We start from the raw sequence: 25,838 nt of genomic DNA, 5'->3' as shown, positions 1-25,838 counted from the left end.
TACTCCAGCTCATTTGAGAAAGAATACATCTGTTTTTTATTTAAACGCCATAGCGGCATGTACAGCTTTTTTCCAGCCCTCGTATAATTTTCCACTTTCTTGCTCTTCCATGGATGGTTTAAAGGTTTTGTCCACTGCCCATTGCCGGGAGATTTCTTCTTGATCCTTCCAATACCCGACAGCAAGTCCAGCTAAGTATGCGGCACCTAATGCTGTAGTTTCGTTTATGGTCGGCCTCTCGACAGGCACTTGTAATAAATCGCTTTGGAATTGCATTAAGAAGTCATTCTTGACTGCCCCTCCATCCACTCTTAATGTCTGCAGCTCGATTCCTGAATCCGCCTCCATGGCATCAAGGACATCCTTCGTTTGATACGCCAGTGATTCAAGAGTGGCACGAATGAAATGTTCTTTGGATGTGCCGCGCGTCAAACCAAAAACGGCTCCCCGCACTTCGCTGTCCCAATATGGAGTTCCAAGTCCAACAAAAGCCGGTACTACATATACTCCATCCGTACTTTCCACCCGTTTTGCATAGGCTTCGCTGTCCTTGGCATCATGAAGCATCCGCAGACCATCGCGCAGCCATTGGATGGCGGAGCCAGCTACGAATATACTGCCTTCCAGTGCATATTCGACCTTCCCATTCAATCCCCAAGCAAGGGTCGTCAATAGCCCGTGTTCGGAACTTACAGCCTTTTCGCCTGTATTCATGAGCATGAAACAGCCTGTTCCATACGTATTTTTAGCCATTCCTTCATTAAAGCAGGCTTGGCCGAATAATGCTGCCTGCTGATCACCGGCTGCTCCGGCGATCGGAATTGATTGGCCGAAGAAATGATATTCGATCGTACGTGCATACTCTTCAGAGGAAGGTCTTACTTCAGGCAGCATCGACTTTGGCACAGTCAATATCTCGAGCAGTTCTTCATCCCATTTCAATTCATGGATATTGTACATCAATGTCCGGGATGCATTGGAATAGTCCGTTACATGAGCCTTGCCTCCTGATAGCTTCCAGATCAGCCAAGTATCGATGGTACCGAATAACAGCTTGCCTTCATCCGCCTTTTGTCGTGCCCCTTCCACATTATCGAGGATCCATTTCACTTTCGTTCCGGAAAAATATGCATCTATCAACAATCCCGTTTTATCCCGGAATAGATCATTAAGTCCCTTTTCCTTCAAATCATCACAGATTTCACTTGTTTGCCTGGACTGCCATACAATCGCATTATAGACAGGGGTACCTGTTTCCTTATCCCAAACGACTGCCGTTTCACGCTGATTAGTGATCCCGATACCGGCAATTTGCTCTGGCTTTACACCGGATTCAGATAGTACACCGGCAATCACCGCCAAGATCGATCCCCAAATTTCATTGGCGTTATGCTCGACCCAGCCTGGTTTAGGGAAATGCTGCGTGAATTCCTTTTGGGAGGAATGGACGATTTCCCCCTTTTCGTTAAATAAAATCGCGCGCGAACTTGTTGTTCCTTGATCTAATGATAAAATGTATTTTTCCATTGTGTATGCCCCTCCTTTTAATTAACTGGCGATATTTCTGCTTTCCAATTCATGTGACTGTTTTTTACCAAAAGCATAGGCTAATATCAATAGTACCAGGCTTGCACCGAAAACAGACCAAAATCCTGCTGTTATTTCCCCCATAAAGAATGCTTTATAACAAACGGCACCAAGTGAACCCCCAACAATCGGTCCAACGACCGGAATCCATGAATAGCCCCAATTGGAATTGCCTTTACCCGGTATCGGCAGCAAAAAGTGAGCGATGCGTGGCCCCAGGTCCCGGGCCGGGTTTATGGCGTATCCTGTCGTTCCCCCAAGTGACATCCCGATCACAACAATCAATAACCCGACTGCAAATGGGTTTAGACCCTCTGTAAAATCATTGGCACCTATAAATAATAAACCAAGAATAAGGATGAAAGTTCCAATCATCTCACTTAATAGATTTGAAAAAGTGTGCGGGATCGCAGGTGAAGTCGCAAACACACCAAGCTTCGCTCCTGGATCATCAGTTGCTTTCCAGTGTGGCAAATAGTGCAGGAATACTAGAGTTGCACCCAGGATTGCGCCAATCATTTGGGCAACGATGTAACCGGGCACATCACTCCAAGGAAATTCTCCAATAATGGCAAACCCTACTGTGACTGCCGGGTTTAAATGCGCCCCGCTTATGGACCCCACTGCAAAAACACCCATGGTAACAGCCAACCCCCACGCAATCGTGATAACGATCCAACCGGCATCTTTTGCATAGGAACCCTTTAAGGATGAACCCGCCCCAATACCTGCTCCGAATAAAACTAATATCATCGTGCCTAACACTTCTCCCCAAAATGGAGTCATGATAAAACCCCTCCCCTGATAAATTTTTAAACCTTGCCAACAAATAAAAGGAGATCCACAGCAGAACTATCTTCATAAAAAATTATGAATAGATCTGTTGTGAATCTCCTAGTCTCCGTCACATATATTAACTTGTACTGTAAAATATACTAGGTTATGAAAACGCTGTCAATATTTCATGAAAAATTAATCCATTTTTCTGTAATTTTTTTCAATTCGTCCCTATTAGACGATATCCCATAATTCAGTTTTGGAAGTGGTGATTGACGACGCTCCAGCATCAAGGGCGTTCAGGACTTCATCCGAAGTACGTATGAGGCCGCCCGCAAAAATTGGTGTCTGCAATCGTTCCTTCACTTCTTTTATCATCCATGGCATAGCGCCCGGCAATACTTCGATATAATCCGGCTTGGTTTTCTGCACCAGCTTATAACTTTTCTCAAGCGCATGTGAGTCTATTAAAAAGATTCGTTGGATGGCAATGACCCCCTTTTGCTTCGCTTTCAATATAACGCTTGATTTAGTCGAAATCAGCCCATAGGGATTATATTCCTGACAAATGAATTCTGTCGCGTATTCATCACTTTTTATGCCATGGATCAAATCGACATGATAAATCATTTTCTTATTATGCTGCTTTGCCATCATACTTACATTTTTCAATTGTGATATATGCAAATCAAGAAACACACCTATTTCATAGGAACTTTCTAAAAATCTTTCGAAATCCTTCATGCTTGCTGAAGCAGGCAAAATCTTCTGATCCATCATTATCCTCCTCATTCCCAGAAAAACTCAAAACTTCAAGTCATTTAGTATATTTTAAAGAGCTTGATTTATCAAACACATTTTTTATGGCCAATGTCACCATAACACTATCATACCTGGCACACACTTTATAGATTGCGGCTAAGGAAGTATGGAAAATACCCCTTAAATCATAAAGAAAGTTTCATTTTCAATGCACCTTCGACGAGTTCATACGATTTAATTGTGCCCACCGGAATTTTTCTCACAATGTTCCAAGCATGAACATTCATTTTGATCGTTCTATTTTCAAATTCAAAAAATGGCGGTCTGTTAAATATCCTTTGGTTAATGAAATTCCTGTCAATTGGTTCCATTTCCACTAATTCAAATGAAATTGTTCTATTTTCGACGTGAACCGGTCTTAATGTAATCCGGAAAGCTACGTTTTTCTTAAACATCATTTTTTTCACTTCCATCATTCCGGAAAGGACGATATGCTTTGGCGTAATCTCGACTTTAATATCCTGACCATATGATTTCATTTTTATGATACTCTCTATCATAGCTTCAGTTACCGTTATCGGTATGCCATTATTGAATGGACTCATCCTCGCTTTCCCCTCCTGCCATGCATATGAAACGTCGGTTATAGCATATGCCGGGTTCCCTGATGCCGTTAACATTTCAGCCTGAATCAATAATCGGTATATTCGGAATCTTCCACCTTCAATGCTTGACCTTTGTAAAAACTACCTGTATAGTCATAATTAATTTAATAGACAACTCTTATCCAGAGAGGTGGAGGGACTGGCCCTTTGATGCCTCAGCAACAGACTATTCATGTACTGTGCTAATTCCAGAAGTGTAAAAACTTGAAGATAAGAAGAGTATATAGCTTTGTTGCCAACACCTCTTCTTATTTTTAAGAAGAGGTTTTTTATTTTTAAAAGGAAAGAAGGAATGCAACATGTCAATCACATTAACGAAAGCACCATTCAGGGCCGACCACGTCGGAAGTTTATTAAGACCAGAACGTTTACATACTGCAAGAAAGCAATTTAAGGAAGGTACCATTTCAGCAGAGCGGCTTCGTGAAGTTGAAACCGAAGAAATCAATCGGATTGTCGATAAACAAATTGAAGTTGGATTAGAGGTCGTTACGGACGGTGAGTTCAGACGAACATGGTGGCACTTTGACTTCCTCGAGCATTTAAATGGCATCGAGGGATATGTGACTGAAAAAGGTCTCACATTCGATGGTGTGGAAACAGAGAGATATAACGTTCGCAATACCGGGAAGATTTCATTTAATCCTGAACATCCCTTCATTCGTGATTTCATTGAATTGAACAAAATCGTGAACGGACGTGCCTTGGCCAAGCAAACCATTCCCAGTCCGAATCAATTATTTGCTGCAGGCATTCATAATGAAGACATCTACCCTGATATTGAAGACTATGCAAATGATATCATCAAAGCCTATCAGCATGCTTTGAAAGCATTTTATGAAGCAGGTGTGCGTTATCTTCAATTGGATGATGTATATATTGCCAGACTTTCAGCTCCAGATTTCCAGTTCAAAGATGGAAAATATACGAGGGAACAATTAATTGATCTAGCACTTCGCGTAATTAATGGCGCATTGGAAGGCAAACCAGAAGACCTTGTCGTCACTACACATCTATGTCGTGGAAACTACCAGTCGACATGGGCGTTTGAAGGAAGCTATGCCCGTATCGCCCCAACATTATTGGCAAAAGAAAAAGTGGATGGATTCTTCTTGGAATATGACGATCAACGCTCAGGGGGTTTCAAACCATTGGAATACATTCCAAATGGCGGTGCAAGGGTCGTACTGGGTGTCGTCACTTCAAAAAATGGAGAAATCGAAAACAAGGAAGCTGTTAAGGCACGCATTAAAGAAGCCTCCCACTTCGTTCCTCTCGAACAATTATGCTTAAGCCCTCAATGCGGTTTCGCCTCCACCCATCACGGCAACAAGCTAACCGAAGAACAGCAATGGGAAAAGCTGAAATTTGTCGTTGATGTAGCAAAAGAAGTATGGGAATGATTTTTTTGCGGAGACTTTATTAATCATTATGGCTGCCGGTGCTGGAATTGGCGGTGTAATTGTCGAACAAGTCTCTCTTGCTTCCATAACCTGGATCGCTGCAACAGGTGTTGCCATTGACATGGTCATTGTTCTGGTCCTTTCATGTTCATCGCAAAACAGTAAAATAGCTGAGTCCATAAAATCTTAGACCGCCATTTAAAGTGTAAAAAACATTTATCATAAGGCTATATATTAGCCTTATGATAAAACCTTTAAGCTGAAAGCAAACAAAAAAAGAACGGCCAACAGCACGTCCCCTTTTTACTTGCAGCTATCATCATCATCCATTTTCTTCACATATATATCATCCGTCACCCTATCTTCCAGCTTGTTCCTTAAGGCCAATTCCGCAGCCTTCCCATCACTAGGCGATCCGTCCGAGAAATACATCGGAAACAAGGAGAAAAACATAATATAGAAAGAAAAATAGATAAATTGATACCAGATTACCGAGCTGTCCAGGATATTCTGATACACTAAGCTATATATGATCAGCATGCTGACTAAATTGAAGATAGCCCCCCCTAAATATATCAGCGTATTCGTCAATCGATTATCATGTTTCAATCCCTTGAACTCGCAAGTTCCATTCCAAAAATAATATTTCCTCACCTCTATGTTCCGAAAGGCAAAAAGTTTATTACCACAACCGATCAAGATTTTCTTTTCTGATCCCCCAAAGATCGTAACAAAGAAAATATGCCCGCTCAAATGTATCAGCGTAACGATAGGCATGATCAAAAAAAAGGAAAATAGAAATTTAATGATATCAGAGAGACCAAACATGTTTAACTAACCCTCCTTACCAGAGCAATTTTCTTACAAGGATGCTACTCTGATACCCTGCCCACACTAGTTATAACTAGTAAATTTTCACAGTAGTAATATGTTGCTTTCCACAAGTGATAAGAGGATAATTTATTCTCCTTCTGCTTAATTTGGGTTATTTCCAACTTTATTCGACCTTCCACCAATTATTTCGTCCTTCATCCTGCTTTTTCCGGCCTTCAAAAAAACAGGCTACCTCCTTCCAAAAAAATTCGGAAAAGTGATAGCCTTTACATCTTTATTTAGCGATTGGGGGTGCGAAGAATTTCTGCGTTATTTTGTCCTGGCCTCAAACCTGCATGTTTATATTCAGGGGTGAAAACCGATGTTTTGATCGGGCAGGCGATTTGCTTCTGGGCATTTCCTTTTCCATCAGGTACCTCGACGATCATTCCCCTTTCCTTCAATTGGGGGTGTTCGGCCGCTTCAGTGAAGGTTAGCACTGGTTCTGCGCAGGCCTCGAAATCAGCGAATATTTCCTGCCATTCATGAAAATCTCTTTCAATGAAAGCCAGTTGGATGGCCGTTTTAAACCTGATTCCGCTTTCTTCATCGCTTTTCATGCTCAGTTCATATAATTCGGGTGCACCGATCGCTTCACATAATGCTTTTCGAAAAGGGGGCTCAAGGCTTCCTACCGAAAAATAGCGTCCATCTTTCGTTTCGTAAAAGTCATAAAAGGACCCTCCGTTCAACATCAGTTTCTCTGGTTCAAGCTCGAGGCCCCCTTGTAAATTCAGAGGTGCGGATATGGCATTCAAGGCAAAACTGCAGTCGGTCATGCTGATGTCGATGGCTTGGCCTTCTCCCGTTCTTTCCCTGTGAATGACTGCAGATAATATACCGATAACAGCATGCAGTGAGCCTCCCGCAAGATCTGCTATTTGGGTTCCGTTTTTTGCCGGGCCGCCCTTCTTCGTACCGGAATAGCCTGATAAGCCTGCAATCGAAATATAATTGATATCATGTCCCGGTCGGTCTTTATAGGGACCGGTTTGACCGAAGCCCGTGATGGAACAGTAAATCAACTTCGGATTGATCCATTTTAATGCCTCATACCCCAACCCTAGGCGTTCCATGACACCTGGACGGAATTGTTCAATGACGATATCGTACTCCTTCACTAGGTTTTTTACGGATTCGATGGACTCAGATTGTTTTAAATCGAGTGTGACCGACTTCTTCGATCTGTTAAGATATTGGTTCACACCCCATGAATCCTTTGCTCCCGGCCTCTCTACCTTCAAAACGTCCGCTCCTAAATCCGCTAGCATCAAAGTGGCAAATGGCCCTGGCAGTAACGTTGAAAAGTCCAATACTTTTAAATGAGTCAATAAGGTCATCAGCCGTGCACCTTCCCTTTCCATTGGAAATATTAAAAGCTTTCCCGTCGTTCTGTACATGCAATTTAGCAGAGTTTACGATTATCATATAACACCCCCCATAATATTTGTATAAATTTCCATTTAATAAAAATCAAAAGCTAGGAATCAACTTCCTAGCTTTTGATAATGAGCCTATAGAAAACAAGGAAAAGCCGGACAATGTAAAACTACATTGTCCGGCTGATTTTACTTTAAGCTTGCTCATTCATATTTTTTGTCAAAGTCAAATTCGACTTCATCAAGTTTAACGAATTTAGTCTTTCTTACCAGTTTATAGCCGAACCATAGACCAAGGAAAAGCGGGATTCCCAGGTATGCAGCTATTACACTGCCCCAATCGACTTGGTCTGAGAAAAAGGCTTGGATATTTTGGGACAGGATGACGATCATGCCAATTAATATGGCAAAGATCGGACCTATCGGGAACCATAATGCCTTATATGGCAGCTTCTCCAATGAATGGCCTTGAGCGATGAATGCTTTCCGGAAACGGTAATGGCTGATGGAAATGCCCAGCCAAAAGATAAATCCTGTAATTCCAATGGCATTCATTAACCAAATATACACTTTACCATCACCGAATATGGAGGCTAAAAAGGCTAGCATGCCGATGGAACATGTTAAAACCATACCTGCAACCGGTACTCCGCGTTTATTTAGTTTTGCAAAAATACGAGGTGCTTGTCCATCTTTTGCCATTGAATATAACATACGCGTAGATGCATATAGACTGGAGTTACCTGCTGATAATACTGCTGTTAAAATGACGGCATTCATAAGCGAAGCGGCAAAGGCCACTCCTGCCTTTTCAAAAATGAGCGTGAAAGGGCTTACCATGACGTTATCACCTTGTAAACTTGAGTTCGTATAAGGGATAAGCAGTCCAATTACAAAGATTGCCAATACGTAAAAGAGCAAGATTCTCCAGAAGACACTTTTAATGGCCTTCGGTATATTCCGCGCAGGATCTTCACTTTCCCCGGCAGCAACGCCGACAATTTCAGTACCTTGAAAAGAAAAGCCAGCCGCTATGAACACGATGAAGACACCCATGAACCCACCCGGGAAAGGAGCGTCATCGACGGTGAAGTTTTTAAAACCTACTGCTTCGCCGCCCATAATGCCGACAATCATTAGCAGCCCGACGATTATAAAAATAACGATGGCTGTTACTTTTATGAAGGAAAACCAGTATTCCCCTTCACCATATCCTTTAACGGATAAATAGTTCAATAGGAAAATGAGCACCAAGAATGATGAACTCCATAACAATGATGGACTATTCGGAAACCAGAATTTCATGATCATTGTCGAGGCTGCCAACTCTGCCGCTATCGTCATCGACCAATTGAACCAATACGTCCACCCCAAGGCAAAGCCAAATGCCGGATCGACGAATTTCGATCCATAGGTACTGAAAGAGCCGCTTGTCGGCATAAAGGCTGCCAATTCACCTAAGCTCGTCATCACAAAGTACACCATTGCCCCAACTAAAGCATATGCAAGTAATGCGCCGCCTGGCCCAGCTGTATGAATGGCTGCCCCGCTGCTAAGGAACAGCCCGGTGCCAATAGCCCCGCCAATGGAAATCATCGTTAAATGACGGGATTTTAAACCGCGCTTTAATTCTTGTTCTTCTTGCTGTGGAGGATGCAAGATGTCATTTTCTTGTTTTGGTATCATAAATTTTCATCCCTTTCTATATAAGCACTTTCATATATGGGGAAATCCATTTAATAAATTTTCCTATTTCATAGACTTTCAAATAGATCCAATTTACAATCCGAATCCCTTTTCTGAATATATGCAATTTTCATGCCAGATTTACAAAACGCAATTTTCAACAAATTATCAACAAAAACGCCTTCAATAGACGATTTTTTTTGCACATTACGCCACGTTTTTTTGCACATTACGCCATGCTTTTTTGCACTTTTATTCATTTGGTTCAATTTAAATACATTCCAAATATTACTAAAAGAATATTATTCAAAGAATATTTCTAATAAAATCCATTATTCTCCATTTTATTCCTTAAAATGTCATATTTTTTGCGAGTTTTCTCTATTTGATAATAATATGAAACGATGTAAAAATGAGGTATTCTCATGAAGGAGTTGAAGGTTATGAAAGGTAAGGTATTTCTAGGAACTGCACTATCCATCGGTCTATTATTTTCTGCTATTCCCCATCAAGAAGCTTTAGCGGCAAAAAATGTGTTAAGTGTTGAAAAGTACAATAAGCATAAGGATTCGCTAGAATACAAGTCTGGGAAGCTTACGGACCCCTCAAAGCAAACGGCAGAAGATATCATTCTTACCTTTTTTGATGAAAACAAAAAGTCTTACAAGCTAGAAAAGCAAAAGGCGAAAGACTCCTTCACGATCCAGAAAGAAAGCAAGGATGAACTAGGCAATACCGTCCTTAAATTGCAACAAACCTATAAAGGCGTACCTGTATGGAATTCCACACAAGCAGTATTGATTGACGCTAAAGGTGTATTGTCGGTCGTGTCCGGTACGGTTGAAGCCAACCTAAACACGAAATTAGGGAAAAAGGCTAAAAAAGGCATCAGTAAATCCGAAGCTATCAAAATAGCGGAAGCGGATCTTGGGTTCACTCCCGCCTACGAACAATCACCTGAATCTGACCTATATGTATACGCAAATGAAGGCAAGGCCGATTATGTATACAAAGTCAATTTGAAATTCTTAAGTCCGGAACCTGGAAATCATAATTATTTCATTTCAGTCAAAACGGGTAAAATCCTGAATAAATATAATGCACTAGATGAAGTGACGGGGACCAATTCCGTCGGAACGGGGACCGGCGTCTTAAACAATACCGTGTCGCTGAACACTACCTTATCCAACGGCCGATACTATTTACAAGACAATACACGCGGCAAAGGCATCTACACTTATAATGCCAATAACCGTTCAAGATTGCCTGGTATACTCTTTTCCAACACAACAAATGCTTTTACTACTTCTACCGATAAAGCTGCGGTGGATGCCCATTATTATGCGGGTAAAACCTATGATTATTACAAAACCACATTTGGACGGAACTCTTATGATGGAAATGGAACCATCCTGAAATCAACCGTTCACTTTGGCTCAAGATACAATAATGCTTTCTGGGATGGCAGACAAATGGTTTACGGTGATGGAGATGGCACGACATTCATCCCATTGTCCGGCGGTCTCGATGTCGTTGCACATGAACTGACGCATGCCGTGACTTCCAGTGAATCGAACCTTACCTATCAAAATGAATCCGGTGCATTGAATGAAGCGATATCTGATATTTTTGGCACCGTTGTAGAATTTAAGAATCAAAGTGCCAAAGCCGATTATTTGGTCGGAGAAGATATTTACACACCTAACATTTCCGGTGATGCACTCCGCTCAATGGCTAACCCTACATTGAATGGTGACCCTGACCATTATTCGAACCGTTATACGGGAACGGGTGATAACGGCGGAGTCCACACAAACAGCGGAATCATTAATAAAGCAGCTTATTTAATCTCTGCAGGCGGAACTCACCATGGCGTGAGTGTATCCGGGATCGGCATTGATAAACTGGGAACCATCTTTTATCGGGCAAACACAACTTATCTAACTTCCTCGTCGACTTTTTCACAAGCCAGAGCGGCAGTCATACAAGCTGCCTCTGATTTATACGGGTTAAGCAGTGCAGAAGTCACAGCAGTCAAAAATGCCTTTACAGCTGTCGGTGTTAATTAAGAGATTTGCCTATATGACAGACACCTCCCTAGCTTCACTTCTAGCGGAGGTGTTTTTTCTTATATATTGTAATGGATAAACAAACGGGGCTATCCCGATTATTTCAGCCGTTCGTTACCTTTTTTCGGCCTTCATGTGAAGAATTCCGTCCTACGGTACAGGTAGAGCGTCAATAAAAACAATCTTGTCGTTTGCTAAAAATGATTAATTCCGTAAAATAGTTGCTTTTCTCCTTATTAACTGTCAAGCTTAGATGATCTGGACTATATTGAATAGAACAAGTAGGTGACGAACATGATTGAAGTTAAAACTTCCACACTCAGTGATGGTGAGTTCAATAGAGGCGTATTCGCAACACGAGATATTAAAAAAGGTGAGCTTTTGCATGAGGCACCTGTCATTGCATATCCAAACGAGGAGCATGTTTTCATAGAGAAGACATTGCTGGCTGATTATGCGTTTGAATATGGTATTAACCATACTGCCATGCTTTTAGGTTATGGCATGCTTTTTAATCATTCTTATACACCAAACGCTACGTATGACATAAACTTCAAGAATCATACGTTTGATTTCTTTGCTTACACCGACATAAAAGCAGGAGAAGAAATCCTGATTAATTATAATGGTGAAGTCGATAATGAGGATCCGCTTTGGTTCAATAAAGAAGATGACGGTGAAGATGAAGCTGAATGATCATGGATCATTGATCATTCATGAAAGCACTTGTACTTTTGAAAACCTGTCCACGGTCTTCAAAAGAAACGAGTGCTTTTCATTTTTCCTTTCACCGGCTTGAAGATTTCACGGTGATTTTAAATCGTTTTAGTTGTTTACTAAGAGAATATTAAGCAATAAAAAAGCCCCATTAAGAAAAATTTAATGGGGTCAATTTGATTTCGGAATGCTCGCACCCCGAACCATGATTTTAAAAGAAAACTTGATTATCTGTTGATTATACGAATGGAACTCTCTCTAGATTGAAGAAATTTGCGACACTCCTGCTGAATAACTGGCTAGACGAGACCCCACAGACGCTTGCGTCGAGGAGGCTTGGCAGACAGTCGGCGGAAAGGGAGCGGATTTCTTCAATCAGCGGGGACTTTTTTGAAAAAAAATTGAAGATAAACTGGTTCTTCTCTAATTTGTCTAATAAATTAATGGGGTTATTTCACCTTAACGTACGGTTGGGTTACTTGATTTTGTTTTGGTTATTGATTGGAATTGGCTCTTAACCTTATCAATGGTTTCTGGAGTGGCTAGGGATCTTATTTGACTCATTGTTTTTTCACGGGTCTTCTTATTGCGCATTAAAAATGCGGCAGCTCCTATCAGGACGGTTCCAAGCATTTTGTTTGATGGCATGTTAGTTTCCTCCTTCAAGTTAGTCATAGATAGTATTCCCTCTATCAGCTGATTTAAACAAAAGCATCCCTTTTGAGATGGCGGTTTCGTTTTTATTTATCCTCGCTCAGGCTTTCGATATACTTTATGCTTTCAGGGTTTTTCACTACTTTTTCAGCTTGATCCGGGTCAGCTTTCGTGTGCTTCATATTGTAAAGTTTATATGTCAGCACTCTTTTCACTGACTCGTTAATTCTATCCATTGGAACTTCCCCTGCTTTTACTGCTCGCAGTAATCCGTTATATACCTCAAGCTCATGGGAATATTCATGACAGACAAGTAATATATCAGCTCCTGCAAGGATTGCCTGCTTCCCCATCTCTTCATAGGAGAAATACTTGTTCACAGCACCCATTTCCAAATCGTCGGTAACGACAAGTCCTTCATATTTAAGTTTCCCCCGAAGCAGGTCTTCTATGATGACTTTAGAAAGGCTTGCAGGTTTTTCTTTATCATAGGCTGGATATTTAATGTGGGTCACCATCACGAAAAACTTTTGGTTATCCATTTCACTTATGATTTGCTTGAAAGGATAAATATCCGAATTTTCCAGATCAAGTTGGTTTGCCTCCACGGAAGATGTTTCGACATGCGGATCGATTTCGCTGCGTCCGTTTCCAGGAAAGTGCTTCAATGCACCAGTTATCGATACATCGTTCAAGCCTTCAATGGCTTTCTTTCCGTATTGATAGACCTTTTCCGGATCTTGCCCCAATGACCGCTTATCCGTTTTCGATAGATCAAGTACAGGGGCGAAATTAATGTTAATCCCCATGGAGCCCAGTTCTGTCCCATTCAATTTGGCCACCTTGTACATGTCTTCAGTAGAGGCATTTTTTCCAAGATCCTGTTGCGCAGGGAGGGGCGATACCCTTTCCTTCATCCTGATGATGTCCCCGCCTTCCTGATCGATGGCCACCATCAACGGAAGCGAATGTGTACTTTGATCGGCCGTTTGCTGTAGCGAATTGGATAATCTAGCCACTTGTTTAGGTGATTTCATATTGCGGTCAAAATAAATGACGCCTCCTATATGTTTTTGTTCGATAAGCTCCGTAATTTCACTGCTCTTTTCAGTTCCCTTGAAACCGACCATCATAAGCTGTCCGATTTTTTCTTCAAGCGTCATTTTTTTTAGCAATTTTTCTACTTTCTCATGGCTATCCGCATCGGCGTCTTTCCCTTTTTCCGCTCTGGAATTCACATCCAAATTCAACTGAATGAACACTACTGAAAAAACGAGGATTGCGATGAAAAGCAGGCCCATATATATTTTTTTATTCTTCATGCTTTGACCTTCATTGACATTTTCTCTGTCCTTCCTTGATTGCCCTTTTATTGATTTCGTTGCACACTTCTTAATCATGTTCATAAAGTGACAATTCTATATCATCATTGCCGATTTTTTTTGCATAAAGCATTAGCCATGTACCATACTACATACATAGCCTAATGAAAAGGAGATGCCCCCATGAACGGAATTTTGAAGAATATTGCCGTCACCTTCAGTCATGCAGTCGATTATGCAAAAGAAAAAATAACAGCCATTACAGGAACAACTTCTGTTACGATAGCGGAATTGAGTGAGCACATCATCAATCAGCCTGAAACAAAACTAATCAGTAAAAACCTTTTAGGGATACCTTTTTCTTTTTATCATTTACAAAAAGAAGACGTTACGTACTATTTGGAAATGAAAAGCTCACAGGTTCTCCAGTTGGATGTTCAAGCGCATAATCATACGATTGTGTCTTACAGGTCATATCGAGATAAATCCAGCTTGCCCACGCCCATTAGATTTCCTAAAACCCTTTTATCCGAATGACTCTGGTACAAAAATAAAAAAGCTGATATCCCCTGCATATGGGGTATCAGCTTTTTTCAAATCTTATAGGGAGAAAAAACGGTCTCTTTCACTTGAAATCCATTTCTCGGCATCTTCTTCATCTTTTTTAACCAGGCGGTTAACGAGGATATCATGCCAAATGTAATTTTCGAGAAAATTGATATGAATGGGATCATCTGTGTAGAACGCCGTTTCTCTCGTTTCCGGAGAAGGGCCGTAAATTGTCTCCTTGCCATCAATGGATAAGATGAACCATTTGTTTTCTCCGATATTTTCCACATAGCTTGTTTTGCGATGTATATCTATACCTGATAATGGGTTTTCAACCTGAAATGCAATCCCCTTGAGAGTGCAATGCGCGGCGACCCCTTTTAGCTCTTGTACAAGTTTTCCATACATCTCGTCCCATAAGGAAACCACCACCCTTTTCTCGGCCTTATGAATCAAAGTACGGCAGAAGGATAGGATGTGCCCTTCACCCCTAAGCGTCATTACACGATTGTCGGATATCGGTTCGATTTTCTCGAATTGCTTCAGTGTATGGCTGATGGATTGATAGGTATTGTTCCATTTTGATTGAACCGATTCCAAAAACACATCGACTGGCAGCGGTGAATATTTTATCGATTCATTGATTTCTTCTTTCAAGACGATTCCTTCTTCTTGCAGTCCATTTAATATTTCATAGATACGGGCCCTTGGAATTCCTGATTCCTTGCTTACTTGATAGGCACTGGTTGGGCCTTGGCGAACCAAGGAAACATAAGCCTTTGCTTCATATTGACTAAACCCGAGAGACTGTAGTTTCTGAATGATATCTTGCATAGTACCTCCTAGTGCTTTAGTAAGTTATATGCCTATCATACCAAATCTCTTAACGAAATCTATTCAATTTCAAAAGGTATGACTCTTCATATTGTTATTTACAGAACGGCTTCGATTAGTTACTATTTAAATAGTGACTAATCAAAAAAACTTGGGTTATGGCTTCAGCAAAACAAGCATTTCAGCCATAATGCCATTGATACGGAGGCTTCTTGGATGGAAGATATACAAATTTCAACACTCTTGCTGCTGATGTTTTTCGGATTTTTGGCAGCATTCATTGATTCCGTGGTCGGCGGCGGCGGCCTGATTTCGATACCAGCTTTATTATTTTCAGGACTTTCCCCGTCAGCAGCGATCGCTACGAATAAGTTAGCAAGTTCCATGGGGTCTTTAACAAGCACCATTGCCTTCATTCGCTCAGGTAAAGTTGATTTTCGATTGGTTTCCAAACTTTTCCCACTGATTTTCATAGGTTCCCTGCTAGGAGCTTGGGTTGTCAATTTCGTCTCGCCTGAATTATTAAAACCTATGATCTTAGTTCTTTTACTAGCTATTGCCATTTATACCTTTTTTAAAAAGGACTGGGGACAGAAATCGACTTACCATACACTCACATGGCAAAAGGCTGCACTATTTGCGTTCGCTATATTTGCCATTGGTTTTTATGATGGCTTTTTGGGCGCTGGAACGGGATCCTTCATTTTGTTTGCCTTTTTAATGATTGGCTTTGATTTTTTGCACTCTGCAGGAAATGCCAAATTTTTGAACTTTGGAAGTAATTTGGCAGCACTGATCATGTTCATATTCCTTGATACCGTCAATTTTTCCTATGGAATACCGATGGGGATCTCCATGATAGCAGGAGCATTGGCCGGTTCTAAATTCGCCATTAAGAAGGGAGTGGCATATGTAAGAGTATTATTTATCATAGTAACCGTCATTCTGATCATGAAAAATATAATGGATTACTTAATGGGCGGTTAATTTTTTTAAAAATACAGCACTCTGTTCCCGCCACAGAATGTGACATATAGGAATTATTTGGGTATATGATAGGTATAGACTGTGTGGAAAGGTGTGGTTGGATGATTGAAAAGTGGAATGGCGAAGAAATGGCAGATGTATCGGGGCAAACCATTGTGATTACTGGTGCAAATAGTGGCCTGGGCTTTGAAACGGCTTTTGCACTGGCCGGCAAGGGGGCAGTGATCATCCTTGCCGTCCGGAATGCTTCAAAGGGTGAAAAGGCGGTCGATAGAATCTTATCGGTCCACCCTAAGGCAAATGTAAGCGTGATGCAGCTGGATTTAAGTGTTTTAAGCAGCATTCGGCAGTTTGCTGCTTCCTTTCAGGAAAACTATGACTCTCTCTCCGTCCTCATCAATAACGCAGGTGTGATGATTCCGCCATACAGTAAGACGAAAGATGGTTTCGAACTGCAATTCGGCAGCAATCATCTCGGTCATTTCGCTTTGACAGGTCTCCTTCTTCCTCGTATCCTTTCTACGCCAAAATCGCGTGTGGTCACATTGAGCAGTTTGGCCGCCATCAATGGATATATAGACTTTGAAAATCTAAATGGTGAAAACGGTTATAAACCAATGAAATACTATGCGCAAAGCAAGCTTGCCAATCTACTCTTCGCCCGTGAGTTACAGAACAAATTCAACCAGCATGGTGCAAACCCGATCAGCGTTGCCTGTCATCCGGGCCTTTCCCATACTAATCTCATGTCACGCGGATCGGGCAAACCCATTAATAGATTCGTCCACTTCCTTTCCAAAACCATCACCCAGCCGGCAAGTATGGGAGCATTGCCTACCCTTTATGCCGCAACTGAGCCTACATTGACAGGCGGGGAGTATATCGGGCCCGATGGAAAGAAGAGCAGAAAAGGCTTTCCTAGAAAAGACGATATCATCGATACCTTATATAATGAAGAAACTTCGAAAAGATTATGGGATATTTCGGAAAACATGACAGAGATAAAATATTGTTTCACTGAAAGCATGACGCAAAAATGACTCTATATTCCCCTGTTTTCGCTCATGAACAGTGCAAAAAGAAAAGAGGGAGCATAATGCCCCCTCTTTTCGCTTCCATCATTCAGCGTCAAAAACTTCGACTTTTTCCATTTTGTCGCCATTTTTCATAGCTTTGGCTGTTTCAAGTCCCGATGTCACTTTACCGAATACTGTGTGAACACCGTTAAGATGCGGTTGTGGTTCATGCACAATAAAGAATTGGCTTGAGCCTGTGTCTTTTCCAGCATGTGCCATCGATAGGCTTCCTGCCTCATGTTTGTGAGGGTTTCCTTCTGTTTCACATTTAATTTGCTTGCCGCTTCCGCCTGCACCTGTACCTGTTGGGTCTCCGCCTTGGCTTACGAAACCAGGGATTACACGGTGAAAGACTACGCCATTATAAAATCCTGTGTTTGCCAAGTTTTCGAAGTTAGCCACTGTGTTCGGTGCTTCGTTCGGGAAAAGGTCGAATTCGATTTTTTCTCCATTTGCCATAAGTATGTATCCTTTTTTTGCCATGTTAAACATCTCCTTTAATATGAACTGAATCAAATCTAATAGTACCATTTTTAGAAGCAGAAAGAAAAGCAGGCGCTACTTATTTCGAATTGTATCATTATGCATTCCTATATTTTTTCTTTTATAATGGGGTAGATTCATTATTATAAGGGGGGACGAACCATGATACAGCAATTTGATGCATTGGTCGTGAACAAGCAAGATGATCAATTCACCGTTAACATTCAGCAACTATCGCTTGATGATCTACCTCAAGGCGAAGTGCTCATCCGTGTTCATTATTCCGGTGTGAACTATAAAGATAGCCTTGCCTGCATTCCAAATGGAAACATTGTCAGCAGCTATCCGATCGTTCCGGGAATTGACATGGCTGGTGTTGTCGTTTCATCTGAGGATTCCCGCTTTAAAGAAGGAGACGAAGTCATTGCGACCTCCTACGGGATTGGCGTTTCCCAATCAGGGGGCTATAGTCAATTTGCCCGTGTTCCTGCAGAGTGGATCGTCCCGCTTCCTGATGGCCTTACAATGAAAGAGGCGATGATCATCGGAACGGCCGGTTTCACTGCAGCCCTATCGGTTCTGCGACTGGAAGAAAATGACCTCAACCCTGAGCAAGGGAGCGTTCTTGTCACTGGTGCAACTGGCGGGGTCGGCAGTTTTGCTGTCTCGATCCTTTCCAAACTTGGCTATTCCGTGGAAGCGAGTACAGGAAAAGAATCTGAACATGGATACTTGAAGGAAATCGGTGCGGCGACCATTGTATCGCGTGAAGATGTATACGATGGCAAGCTGCGGACACTGGGCAAGCAGAAGTGGAGCGGGGCGGTAGATCCCGTCGGCGGTGAACCGTTAGCCTCGGTCCTTAGTCAAATCAAGTATGGCGGAGCTGTCGCGGTCAGCGGATTGACAGCTGGTACAAGCCTTCCCGCCACCGTCTTTCCTTTCATTCTAAGAGGGGTTAATCTACTTGGGATCGATTCGGTCAATTGCCCGATGGATACAAGATTGAAAGTTTGGCATCGCCTTGCCACCGCCTTTAAACTAAAGCATTTAGAACAGCTCGTTCAACAGGAAATTACACTTGAAGAATTGCCTGACGTCCTTCCTAGCCTATTAAAAGGGGAAGCAAGAGGCAGAACGATCGTTAAGCTATAAACCAAAAAGTGACGAGAGCATGGCTTCTCGTCACTTTTCATTGTGAACCTTCATTGATAGGGAGACGGATATCTACAATCGTTCCTTCTCCCACTTTGCTACTGAAATGAATTTCCCCATTATGCTCATGGATGATTTTAGTACTGACCGTGAGCCCAAACCCCGTTCCTTTTTCAGAGGTGCTATAAAAAGGCCGCCCTAGATGCTTCATGCGCTCATTTGAGATTCCGCAGCCTTGATCAATGAATCGGATCATTGCAGAGTCCCCTTCATGTTTTAACTGTATATGAAGTTTGCCGCCATTCGGCATGGCTTCTATCGCATTATTGACGACATTCGTGAATACTTGTTTTAACTGATTCGGTTCGCCAAAGACAAATGCCGCCGAATCCGTGTTATATTCCTTGATGATTTCAACATCATTCAATATCGCTTGAAACTCGGCTAACGTAATCACGCTGTCCAATATATCGTTAAGCTCAATGAATTCACAAACCTTCGCCTCAGGCTCTGCTAAACTTAAAAACTCATTGGTCAGGGTTTCGATTTTTTCTACTTCACTGACCATCATTTCAAGATAGTCCTTTTGCTCAGGGTCTTCCCTTAATAATTGTAAAAATCCTTTGACCGTAGTTAATGGATTCCTTATTTCATGTGCGATGCCCGCAGCCATCTGTCCTACCGCCGATAACATATTGGATTTACAGAGCAGCTCTTCGGTCCTTTTACGCTCCGTAATATCCCTGCAAAATACCTGTATGGCCGGTTGACCATTATATATAATCGGAAGACCGAGTGTTTCTCCATAAAATACTTGTCCGTCAAGTCGAATGAACTTTTGTTCCAGTAAACCAACCGCCTGATGATCGTCCCTCATGATTTCGATTCTTTTTTGTACACTTTCCCGGGACTCCAGGTGAACGAACTGAAAAACCGATTTACCGATAATATCTTCCACACTATCCATCCCAAGCATTTTTGCCCCCATGGGATTCATATACTCTATGATCCCATTGCGATGCACAAAAATCGCTTCAGGTGACACCTCCACTAAACTGCGATACCTTTGCTCACTTTCCTTCAAGGCAGCTTCAGCAAGTTTTTGATTCGTAATATCCCGATAAACGAAAACCAATGCGCACGGCTCATTTTCATTATCGCGGATATTAAACAGGGAGATGCTTACATCGATTAACTGGCCATCTTTCCTTAACCTGACCGTTTCAAAGCCTTTCTTTTGTACCCCTGCCTTAATCTGGTCATGCAATTCATTGACTGACTCCTTCAAGAAATCAGGAATAATTGGAAACGGCATGCCAATGAGCTCATCATTCGTCCAACCGAAAAACTCTTCAAAAGCTGCATTCACTTGAAGGGTCTTTCCTTCCAGATCAACAATGGAAATGGCGTCCGGGTTGTTCTCCATGAAAGACTTAAATTTCTCGGTATTATCCTCCGGCTGTCCCCCCATTTGCCCTTGTCCATAATTAATAAGCCTTTTACTCATCAATTTTTTATTCCTTTCTTATCCGGAAATTTACAGTCTCAATTTTACAGTATCAGTAAATCATTTGCCAGTTTTATCATATGTTTTTACTTAGTTAACAATTGATGCACAAAGAGGCCAAACCCCCATAAGGTTCAGCCACTTCCTTAAAATGTATTATAAATATTTGGACATTCTTTACCTGTTGGTTCATAAAAGCAATGGAGCTTGAAACGCCCAACCAGGGGCTGATTATACCAGGTTGCCGGGCAATCTCCCGGTGGCCTGAAGTACCATAGGCTAAATTTCGAGGGCCATAGCCTTTCGCCGCTTACACTCCGGCGTGCAAGCCTTTTTTCCCTTTCTCTTGCACGCTGATAAAAATACCCCTTCTGTACAGCTTCAAAGGCATGCTCCTGATAGATCATGTCTGGAATCGTCCTCAAACCTTTGAAATCGGAACAATTCGACCGAATCCGATTGACCCCTACATTGCCGATCATCAACATGCCTTGATCACCTTCACCCTCGCCTTCCGCTCTAAGCAATCTTGCCAATAAGGCAAGATCGGCTTCAGTGTGCTTTACAACAGCCATCCCATCACCTCCACTTTTTTTATCCTATGCCTTGGAGATGGAAAAAAACTCCGTTTATTAACAAAATCTTCATATGGAGTACACGTCCTATCAATAATACAACCCTATACTTAAGTAAGGCTGGATAGCACGCGTGGCTATCATGGTATTTGGCGAAGGCGGGGCCAATACTTTCTTTATACATATAAAAAAGGCGGCACACATGTGCCGTCTTTTATCTTGTCATTCTTTTGCTTCAAATGCCGCTTCAAACGCCAATGATACCTTTTCGAACTCTTCGTCCGATTCGATATCGAGCAGTTCACCTTCGCCTTCGACCCTGAAAAAGAAAATATCGATATCTTCATCTGTATCCTCTTCAATATCTTCAAGCAAACCTACTGCAACATATTCCGTTCCTTCTACATCCAATGATCCTAAAACCTCAACTTCATGGCCTTCACCACTGTCATCAGTAAGTGTGAAAACTTCACCTTCACGAATTTTTCCCATACTACCTCTCCTCTCCTATCCATTAATAATGGAGTTGTTTCCATAGTATATCGACTATTCCATTTAGAAACAAATTTTTGCCCTGGAAAATGATAAATTCCATTCTTTCCATGAAAAGAATCAATCAATAGATATTATGGAAGAAAAGTATTATCCCATAACGCCAGTTGTCATTTTTCATTATTTACCAACACCTTCCCTTTATTAACATTATTTAAAAAATTATCTAAAAACGGCTATAAAAATGTAATTAAATTCCGAATAATCTTATATATACTAATATTAGCATATTGTAAATGGATATAATGAAGGAGGAAGATTTCTTGGCTGCGAAAAGGGTCGATCACATTGGCGTTGTTGTAAAAGATCTTGAAAAATCCATCGCCTTTTATCAAGATGTGCTGGATTTAAAATTAAAAGCACGCATGCCTCATACTAATGGGGTAATCGAACTGGCATTTCTGGGTTACGAAGAGTCGGACGAAACGGAAATAGAATTGATTCAGGGATATAGCGACACACTGCCTTCCGAAGCAACGATCCACCATTTTGCCATTACCGTGGATGATATCGAAGCAGAATATGCCCGGATCAAAAGCTTGGATAACACCGAGCTGATTGATGAAGAGATAGTCACCCTTCCAAATGGTTATCGCTATTTCTACATATATGGACCGGAAAAAGAGTGGATTGAATTTTTCCAAAGGTAAAAGCAAACTAAAAAAGCAGAGTCTTAATGACTTCTGCTTTTTTTAACGTTCACAAGCCCCTTCTCCAATGTTTAACAAAATTTACAGATAAAAAAACTTTCTTTACCTAAACGAAGTAATTTCTTAATATACTACATTTATCCTAAGATGTATTAAGTATATTTTTTTGGAGGTAATCATTTTGGGGAAAATGAGCAAAAAAGTAGCAGGAATTACGTTAGCGGGCGCGGTAGCCATTTCATCACTAGGTATTTCAACATTGAAAGAAGATGTTCAGGCAAAAGACAAGAAAAAAGAACCAACAAACGTCATCATGATGGTGATGGATGGGACAAGCACAGGAGCCACGACCCTTTCAAGGTGGTATAAAGGCGATAATCTAGCCATGGACGAAATGCTGTCTGGCGGTATGCGTACATATTCAGCTGAATCAGCCATTACAGACTCAGCTCCTGCAGCAACAGCGCTTGCGACAGGAAATAAATCCAATGATAAATTTGTCGGTGTCCTGCCATCCATCGTTAATTCTCCAGGGCTCGATCCGGTTAATCCGAAAAATGCCCATAAACCAGTCGCTAACGTTTTGGAGGGTGCGAAACAAGCGGGAAAAGCTACTGGCATCATCTCTACATCTGAAATCCAGCATGCTACTCCCGCAGGCTTCTCCGCTCATGTGACACATCGAAGCAATTACCGTGATATTGCGGAACAGCAGGTTTATCAGGGGATTGACGTGGTTTTGGGAGGGGGGAAAGAATCCCTTTTACCAGGTAAAACAAAAAATGCAAGAATTGATGGAGAAAACCTTTTGGAAGTGCTTGATGAAGAAAAATATGATTTTGTTGAAACCCGTGACGAGCTGTTAAACTCTAAATCGAATAAAATTTGGGGAAGCTTCGCACCAAGTGCCCTCGCATATGATTTAGATCGTGAAACATCAAAGCCAAGTGAGCCCACTTTAGCCGAAATGACCAATAAAGCCCTTAAAACCTTGAAAAAAGATAAAGATGGCTTCTTCTTATTTGTTGAAGGAAGCAAAATTGACTGGGCTGCTCACGGAAACGACACGATTGGAATGATTAGTGATACTTTAGCTTTTGATGATGCCGTGAACGAAGCCCTTAAGTTTGCAAAAAGTGACGGAAACACGATGGTCATTGCTGTAACGGACCATGGGAACAGCGGAATTACAATGGGTAACGCAAACACGAACTCCTCCTATCCAGAAACACCCGTATCAGCTTATATCGATCCATTAAAGAAAGCGAAGTTGACTGTTGAAGGAGCTTTAAGTAAGTTGAAACCAGATCATTCCAATCTAAAAGAAGTAGCAGCACTGTATGGACTTGATGATCTGACATCTGAAGAATCAGCAAAACTCACCTCTTCTAAAAACGTAGGTGCTGAAATGACAAAGATGCTTGCTAACCGTGCCAACATTGGCTTTACAACAGGCGGTCATACAGGGGAAGACGTATCCCTATATTCTTATGGCCCTTCAAAACCGACTGGATTAGTGGAGAATACAGATCTCGCTAAAAAAATGGCCGAATTTATGGGCTTTGATTTACAAAAATTATCGAATAAACTATACATGAATGCTAAAGATTCCTTTGAGAAAAAAGGATATTCAACCCGTATTGATGTGACAGACCCGAATAACCCAGTTTTCGTAGCGAAAAAGGGGCAGCAAAAAGTGGAATTGCCTGCAAATAAGAATATCGTTATCAGCAAGACTCCTAAATCCACTAAACAAAAGGAAATTAATGCTATCACCGTTTATAACGGAAAAGACTTCTATATATCTGAACAAGCATTAAAGGCAGTCAAGTAAGCATCACTTTTTTATAATGATGAGTGAATAGGAAGGAGCCCTTGTTTAACACGGGCTCCGACTTCCGACTGTAGGCAAACTACGATGAAAGTCGAGTTTGCCTACAGTTTTTTTTGGATTAGTACAATTTATGAATGATCTCTGCTGTACTTAATTTCTTCTAATGAAAGACTTTAATCCTTAAATCACCTTTCTTCTCCCCGCTTCACCAGCTAGACTTTTTGACACCCGGAAGTTGCCCTTTATGAGCAAGTTCCCTAAAAACGATACGTGACATGTTGAATTTGCGCATATATCCACGGGGCCTCCCCGTTACTCCACAACGATTGTGGACCCTTGTCGGCGAGGAATCACGAGGGAGTTTGGCCAATGCGGCATAATCCCCTTTTTCCTTCAATTCCTTTCTAAGTTCTGCATACTTTTCGACCATTGCCAACTGTTTTTCCGCTTTTATCACCTTGGATTTTTTTGCCATTTATATTCTCCTTTTTTAAAGATCTTGTTTTTATAGATTCTATAAACTATTCACAATTCGTTCCGCTGCCTGTCTTGCACCCGATATATTCCTGGATATCGGTCCCATTTCAAGTTCGGCCAATGCTCCCGTGACATATAAACCAGGTCCCCACTGCAACGACTGCGATACAATTGGATAACCACATTCCGCGCAGCGTAAATCATGCGACCGGATGACTGGTGTTAGCCACTCCTTCCCTGGCATTGAAGACTCAAAGCCGGTCGCTAAAAGGATCGTCCCTGTTTGTTGAATGACCTTTTCGTTTTTATCCCTGAGGCTAATATGCCCATCCCTCCACACAGCGCTTATCACTTCAACATCCATCACACGCAATAATCCCTGTTTAACCTGATTCATCAGCGCTTTATGTAAGTCAGGTGGAATGGAGCCCTTATTACGGGCCTGGATAATGGTCTCGCGTCTTTTTTGATAGCTTGTTATAGCACGAAAAGGACGCTGTTTTTTTGGCCCCAACCAACCTGGATCACTGTCGAAATCATGAATTCTAAAATGATGCCGCTTTAGGACCGTTACATCATGGGGATAGATCTTACTTAGCTTTATAGCGAGATGGACAGAAGATATGCCACCCCCAATGATCGTGATGGGTCCTTGTAATTGTGTCAGCTCCGGAATATTTTCATCGAATATGTGGTAAATGGATCCCTCATGCTCTTGTTTTAATTGCTGTGCCCAATCAGGCCAATAAGGCTGTTCACCAATACCAATTGAAATCACAAGTTTTTGCCCTACAAGCCGTCGCTTGTTTTGCAATTGGATTTCCCAGCCCTGTCCCATTTTGCAGGCAGAGGTGACTTCCCCTTGCACCCATGCCTGCTTAATGGATAAATCATCAGCCAAGTGAACACAATGTTCATTGAAGGATTTTAGGGATGGCCGCTTATATTGGCCGTAAAAGTTATTGTTCCAGTCTGCCTTTTCCACATATTTCTGCAGGCTGAATGGATTCACATCCAGATGGTGTACGGATGGAGAACGTAAATATGGCATTGAAATGACTTCCGTACAATGCTTCCACCTTGCCAATGGTTCTTCATTTCTATCAACAATCGCCAGCTGGTCCACTGTCGTTTTTCCTGACTTAAGTAAAAATGCAGCCATCGTCATACCTTGAATGCCTCCGCCAATAATGATCCATTCCAACATGAACTTCCCTCCTTTTACATCCATTCTCTTCAATAAAACATAATCATTACGATTTAAA

At 41.6% G+C, this 25,838-nt stretch carries 26 protein-coding genes and 1 riboswitch; of the genes, 10 read left to right on the top strand and 16 right to left on the bottom strand.

Annotated features, from left to right (window positions below):
- Positions 1–36: 36 nt before the first annotated feature.
- From glpK to Q8G36_RS01775, 4 genes are all read right to left on the bottom strand, one after another.
- Positions 37–1,527 carry a glycerol kinase GlpK gene (gene glpK, locus Q8G36_RS01790; RefSeq protein WP_305158681.1) on the bottom strand — a complete coding sequence of 497 codons (1,491 nt, stop codon included), beginning with the start codon at positions 1,525–1,527 and terminating at the stop codon, positions 37–39.
- A 21-nt stretch (positions 1,528–1,548) separates the two neighbouring features.
- A complete protein-coding gene (locus Q8G36_RS01785; RefSeq protein ID WP_305158680.1) occupies positions 1,549–2,373 on the bottom strand; it encodes an MIP/aquaporin family protein in 825 nt (274 codons plus the stop codon).
- 225 nt (positions 2,374–2,598) lie between these two features.
- Positions 2,599–3,141, bottom strand: a complete 543-nt coding sequence (locus tag Q8G36_RS01780; protein WP_076368048.1) for a glycerol-3-phosphate responsive antiterminator — start codon at positions 3,139–3,141, stop codon at positions 2,599–2,601.
- 170 nt (positions 3,142–3,311) lie between these two features.
- Positions 3,312–3,731 carry a hypothetical protein gene (locus Q8G36_RS01775; RefSeq protein WP_305158679.1) on the bottom strand — a complete coding sequence of 140 codons (420 nt, stop codon included), beginning with the start codon at positions 3,729–3,731 and terminating at the stop codon, positions 3,312–3,314.
- A 175-nt stretch (positions 3,732–3,906) separates the two neighbouring features.
- A riboswitch (SAM riboswitch) is annotated at positions 3,907–4,008 on the top strand.
- Positions 4,009–4,090: 82 nt separating this feature from the next.
- Between Q8G36_RS01775 and Q8G36_RS01770 the strand changes: the two genes are divergently transcribed.
- Together Q8G36_RS01770 and Q8G36_RS01765 are read left to right on the top strand one after the other, a co-directional pair.
- Complete coding sequence (locus Q8G36_RS01770; protein WP_305158678.1) at positions 4,091–5,194, top strand: 5-methyltetrahydropteroyltriglutamate--homocysteine S-methyltransferase; 1,104 nt, start codon at positions 4,091–4,093, stop codon at positions 5,192–5,194.
- 28 nt (positions 5,195–5,222) lie between these two features.
- Positions 5,223–5,384 (top strand): hypothetical protein, encoded by a 162-nt coding sequence (locus tag Q8G36_RS01765; RefSeq protein ID WP_370694006.1) that lies wholly within the window; start codon positions 5,223–5,225, stop codon positions 5,382–5,384.
- 113 nt (positions 5,385–5,497) lie between these two features.
- Here Q8G36_RS01765 and Q8G36_RS01760 read toward each other — a convergent pair whose 3' ends face one another.
- The 3 genes from Q8G36_RS01760 to Q8G36_RS01750 all read right to left on the bottom strand — a co-directional run bounded on the left by Q8G36_RS01760 (position 5,498) and on the right by Q8G36_RS01750 (position 9,132).
- Positions 5,498–6,022 (bottom strand): hypothetical protein, encoded by a 525-nt coding sequence (locus tag Q8G36_RS01760; protein WP_305158677.1) that lies wholly within the window; start codon positions 6,020–6,022, stop codon positions 5,498–5,500.
- Positions 6,023–6,306: 284 nt separating this feature from the next.
- Positions 6,307–7,407 carry a CaiB/BaiF CoA transferase family protein gene (locus tag Q8G36_RS01755; protein WP_305158676.1) on the bottom strand — a complete coding sequence of 367 codons (1,101 nt, stop codon included), beginning with the start codon at positions 7,405–7,407 and terminating at the stop codon, positions 6,307–6,309.
- A 243-nt stretch (positions 7,408–7,650) separates the two neighbouring features.
- A complete protein-coding gene (locus Q8G36_RS01750; protein WP_305158675.1) occupies positions 7,651–9,132 on the bottom strand; it encodes an amino acid permease in 1,482 nt (493 codons plus the stop codon).
- A 443-nt stretch (positions 9,133–9,575) separates the two neighbouring features.
- On the opposite strand from Q8G36_RS01750, the gene Q8G36_RS01745 reads away from it, so the two are divergent.
- Positions 9,576–11,201 carry a M4 family metallopeptidase gene (locus tag Q8G36_RS01745; protein WP_305158674.1) on the top strand — a complete coding sequence of 542 codons (1,626 nt, stop codon included), beginning with the start codon at positions 9,576–9,578 and terminating at the stop codon, positions 11,199–11,201.
- A 294-nt stretch (positions 11,202–11,495) separates the two neighbouring features.
- A complete protein-coding gene (locus Q8G36_RS01740; RefSeq protein ID WP_192206858.1) occupies positions 11,496–11,897 on the top strand; it encodes an SET domain-containing protein in 402 nt (133 codons plus the stop codon).
- A gap of 480 nt (positions 11,898–12,377) precedes the next feature.
- Here Q8G36_RS01740 and Q8G36_RS01735 read toward each other — a convergent pair whose 3' ends face one another.
- Positions 12,378–12,566 carry a hypothetical protein gene (locus Q8G36_RS01735; RefSeq protein WP_305158673.1) on the bottom strand — a complete coding sequence of 63 codons (189 nt, stop codon included), beginning with the start codon at positions 12,564–12,566 and terminating at the stop codon, positions 12,378–12,380.
- Between the two features lie 92 nt (positions 12,567–12,658).
- Positions 12,659–13,894 (bottom strand): beta-N-acetylhexosaminidase, encoded by a 1,236-nt coding sequence (gene nagZ, locus Q8G36_RS01730; RefSeq protein ID WP_305158672.1) that lies wholly within the window; start codon positions 13,892–13,894, stop codon positions 12,659–12,661.
- A 183-nt stretch (positions 13,895–14,077) separates the two neighbouring features.
- Here nagZ and Q8G36_RS01725 point away from each other — a divergent pair, with 183 nt between their 5' ends.
- Complete coding sequence (locus Q8G36_RS01725; protein ID WP_305158671.1) at positions 14,078–14,431, top strand: hypothetical protein; 354 nt, start codon at positions 14,078–14,080, stop codon at positions 14,429–14,431.
- A 63-nt stretch (positions 14,432–14,494) separates the two neighbouring features.
- Here the strand turns inward: Q8G36_RS01725 and Q8G36_RS01720 are convergent, their stop codons facing one another.
- On the bottom strand, positions 14,495–15,277 hold the full coding sequence (locus tag Q8G36_RS01720; RefSeq protein ID WP_305158670.1) for a TrmB family transcriptional regulator: 783 nt from the start codon (positions 15,275–15,277) through the stop codon (positions 14,495–14,497).
- A 216-nt stretch (positions 15,278–15,493) separates the two neighbouring features.
- Here Q8G36_RS01720 and Q8G36_RS01715 point away from each other — a divergent pair, with 216 nt between their 5' ends.
- Positions 15,494–16,264, top strand: coding sequence for a sulfite exporter TauE/SafE family protein (locus Q8G36_RS01715; protein ID WP_305158669.1), 771 nt, complete (start codon positions 15,494–15,496; stop codon positions 16,262–16,264).
- A gap of 101 nt (positions 16,265–16,365) precedes the next feature.
- Complete coding sequence (locus Q8G36_RS01710; protein WP_305158668.1) at positions 16,366–17,304, top strand: oxidoreductase; 939 nt, start codon at positions 16,366–16,368, stop codon at positions 17,302–17,304.
- 78 nt (positions 17,305–17,382) lie between these two features.
- Here Q8G36_RS01710 and Q8G36_RS01705 read toward each other — a convergent pair whose 3' ends face one another.
- Entirely contained in the window at positions 17,383–17,823 is a 441-nt protein-coding gene (locus Q8G36_RS01705) for a peptidylprolyl isomerase (RefSeq protein ID WP_063234129.1), read from the bottom strand.
- Between the two features lie 162 nt (positions 17,824–17,985).
- Between Q8G36_RS01705 and Q8G36_RS01700 the strand changes: the two genes are divergently transcribed.
- Positions 17,986–18,978, top strand: a complete 993-nt coding sequence (locus Q8G36_RS01700; protein ID WP_305158667.1) for an NADPH:quinone oxidoreductase family protein — start codon at positions 17,986–17,988, stop codon at positions 18,976–18,978.
- Between the two features lie 37 nt (positions 18,979–19,015).
- Here Q8G36_RS01700 and Q8G36_RS01695 read toward each other — a convergent pair whose 3' ends face one another.
- From Q8G36_RS01695 to Q8G36_RS01685, 3 genes are all read right to left on the bottom strand, one after another.
- Positions 19,016–20,485 (bottom strand): PAS domain-containing sensor histidine kinase, encoded by a 1,470-nt coding sequence (locus tag Q8G36_RS01695; RefSeq protein ID WP_305158666.1) that lies wholly within the window; start codon positions 20,483–20,485, stop codon positions 19,016–19,018.
- 146 nt (positions 20,486–20,631) lie between these two features.
- Complete coding sequence (locus Q8G36_RS01690; protein ID WP_305158665.1) at positions 20,632–21,060, bottom strand: cell wall hydrolase; 429 nt, start codon at positions 21,058–21,060, stop codon at positions 20,632–20,634.
- Positions 21,061–21,282: 222 nt separating this feature from the next.
- Positions 21,283–21,552, bottom strand: coding sequence for a DUF1292 domain-containing protein (locus tag Q8G36_RS01685; protein WP_305158664.1), 270 nt, complete (start codon positions 21,550–21,552; stop codon positions 21,283–21,285).
- A gap of 323 nt (positions 21,553–21,875) precedes the next feature.
- Here Q8G36_RS01685 and Q8G36_RS01680 point away from each other — a divergent pair, with 323 nt between their 5' ends.
- Both Q8G36_RS01680 and Q8G36_RS01675 read left to right on the top strand, forming a co-directional pair.
- The gene (locus Q8G36_RS01680) at positions 21,876–22,262 is read left to right on the top strand and encodes a VOC family protein (protein WP_305158663.1); all 387 of its coding nucleotides are present in this window, start codon (positions 21,876–21,878) and stop codon (positions 22,260–22,262) included.
- A 190-nt stretch (positions 22,263–22,452) separates the two neighbouring features.
- Positions 22,453–24,096, top strand: coding sequence for an alkaline phosphatase (locus Q8G36_RS01675; RefSeq protein WP_305158726.1), 1,644 nt, complete (start codon positions 22,453–22,455; stop codon positions 24,094–24,096).
- Between the two features lie 205 nt (positions 24,097–24,301).
- Here Q8G36_RS01675 and rpsN read toward each other — a convergent pair whose 3' ends face one another.
- Positions 24,302–24,571 carry a 30S ribosomal protein S14 gene (rpsN, locus tag Q8G36_RS01670; protein WP_144478004.1) on the bottom strand — a complete coding sequence of 90 codons (270 nt, stop codon included), beginning with the start codon at positions 24,569–24,571 and terminating at the stop codon, positions 24,302–24,304.
- A 39-nt stretch (positions 24,572–24,610) separates the two neighbouring features.
- Positions 24,611–25,780, bottom strand: coding sequence for a SidA/IucD/PvdA family monooxygenase (locus Q8G36_RS01665; RefSeq protein ID WP_305158662.1), 1,170 nt, complete (start codon positions 25,778–25,780; stop codon positions 24,611–24,613).
- Between the last annotated feature and the right edge of the window lie 58 nt (positions 25,781–25,838).

It is taken from the genome of Peribacillus frigoritolerans (genome assembly GCF_030676415.1).
GTDB lineage: Bacteria > Bacillota > Bacilli > Bacillales > DSM-1321 > Peribacillus > Peribacillus frigoritolerans_A.
This window is presented reverse-complemented; position numbering and strand designations above follow the sequence as displayed.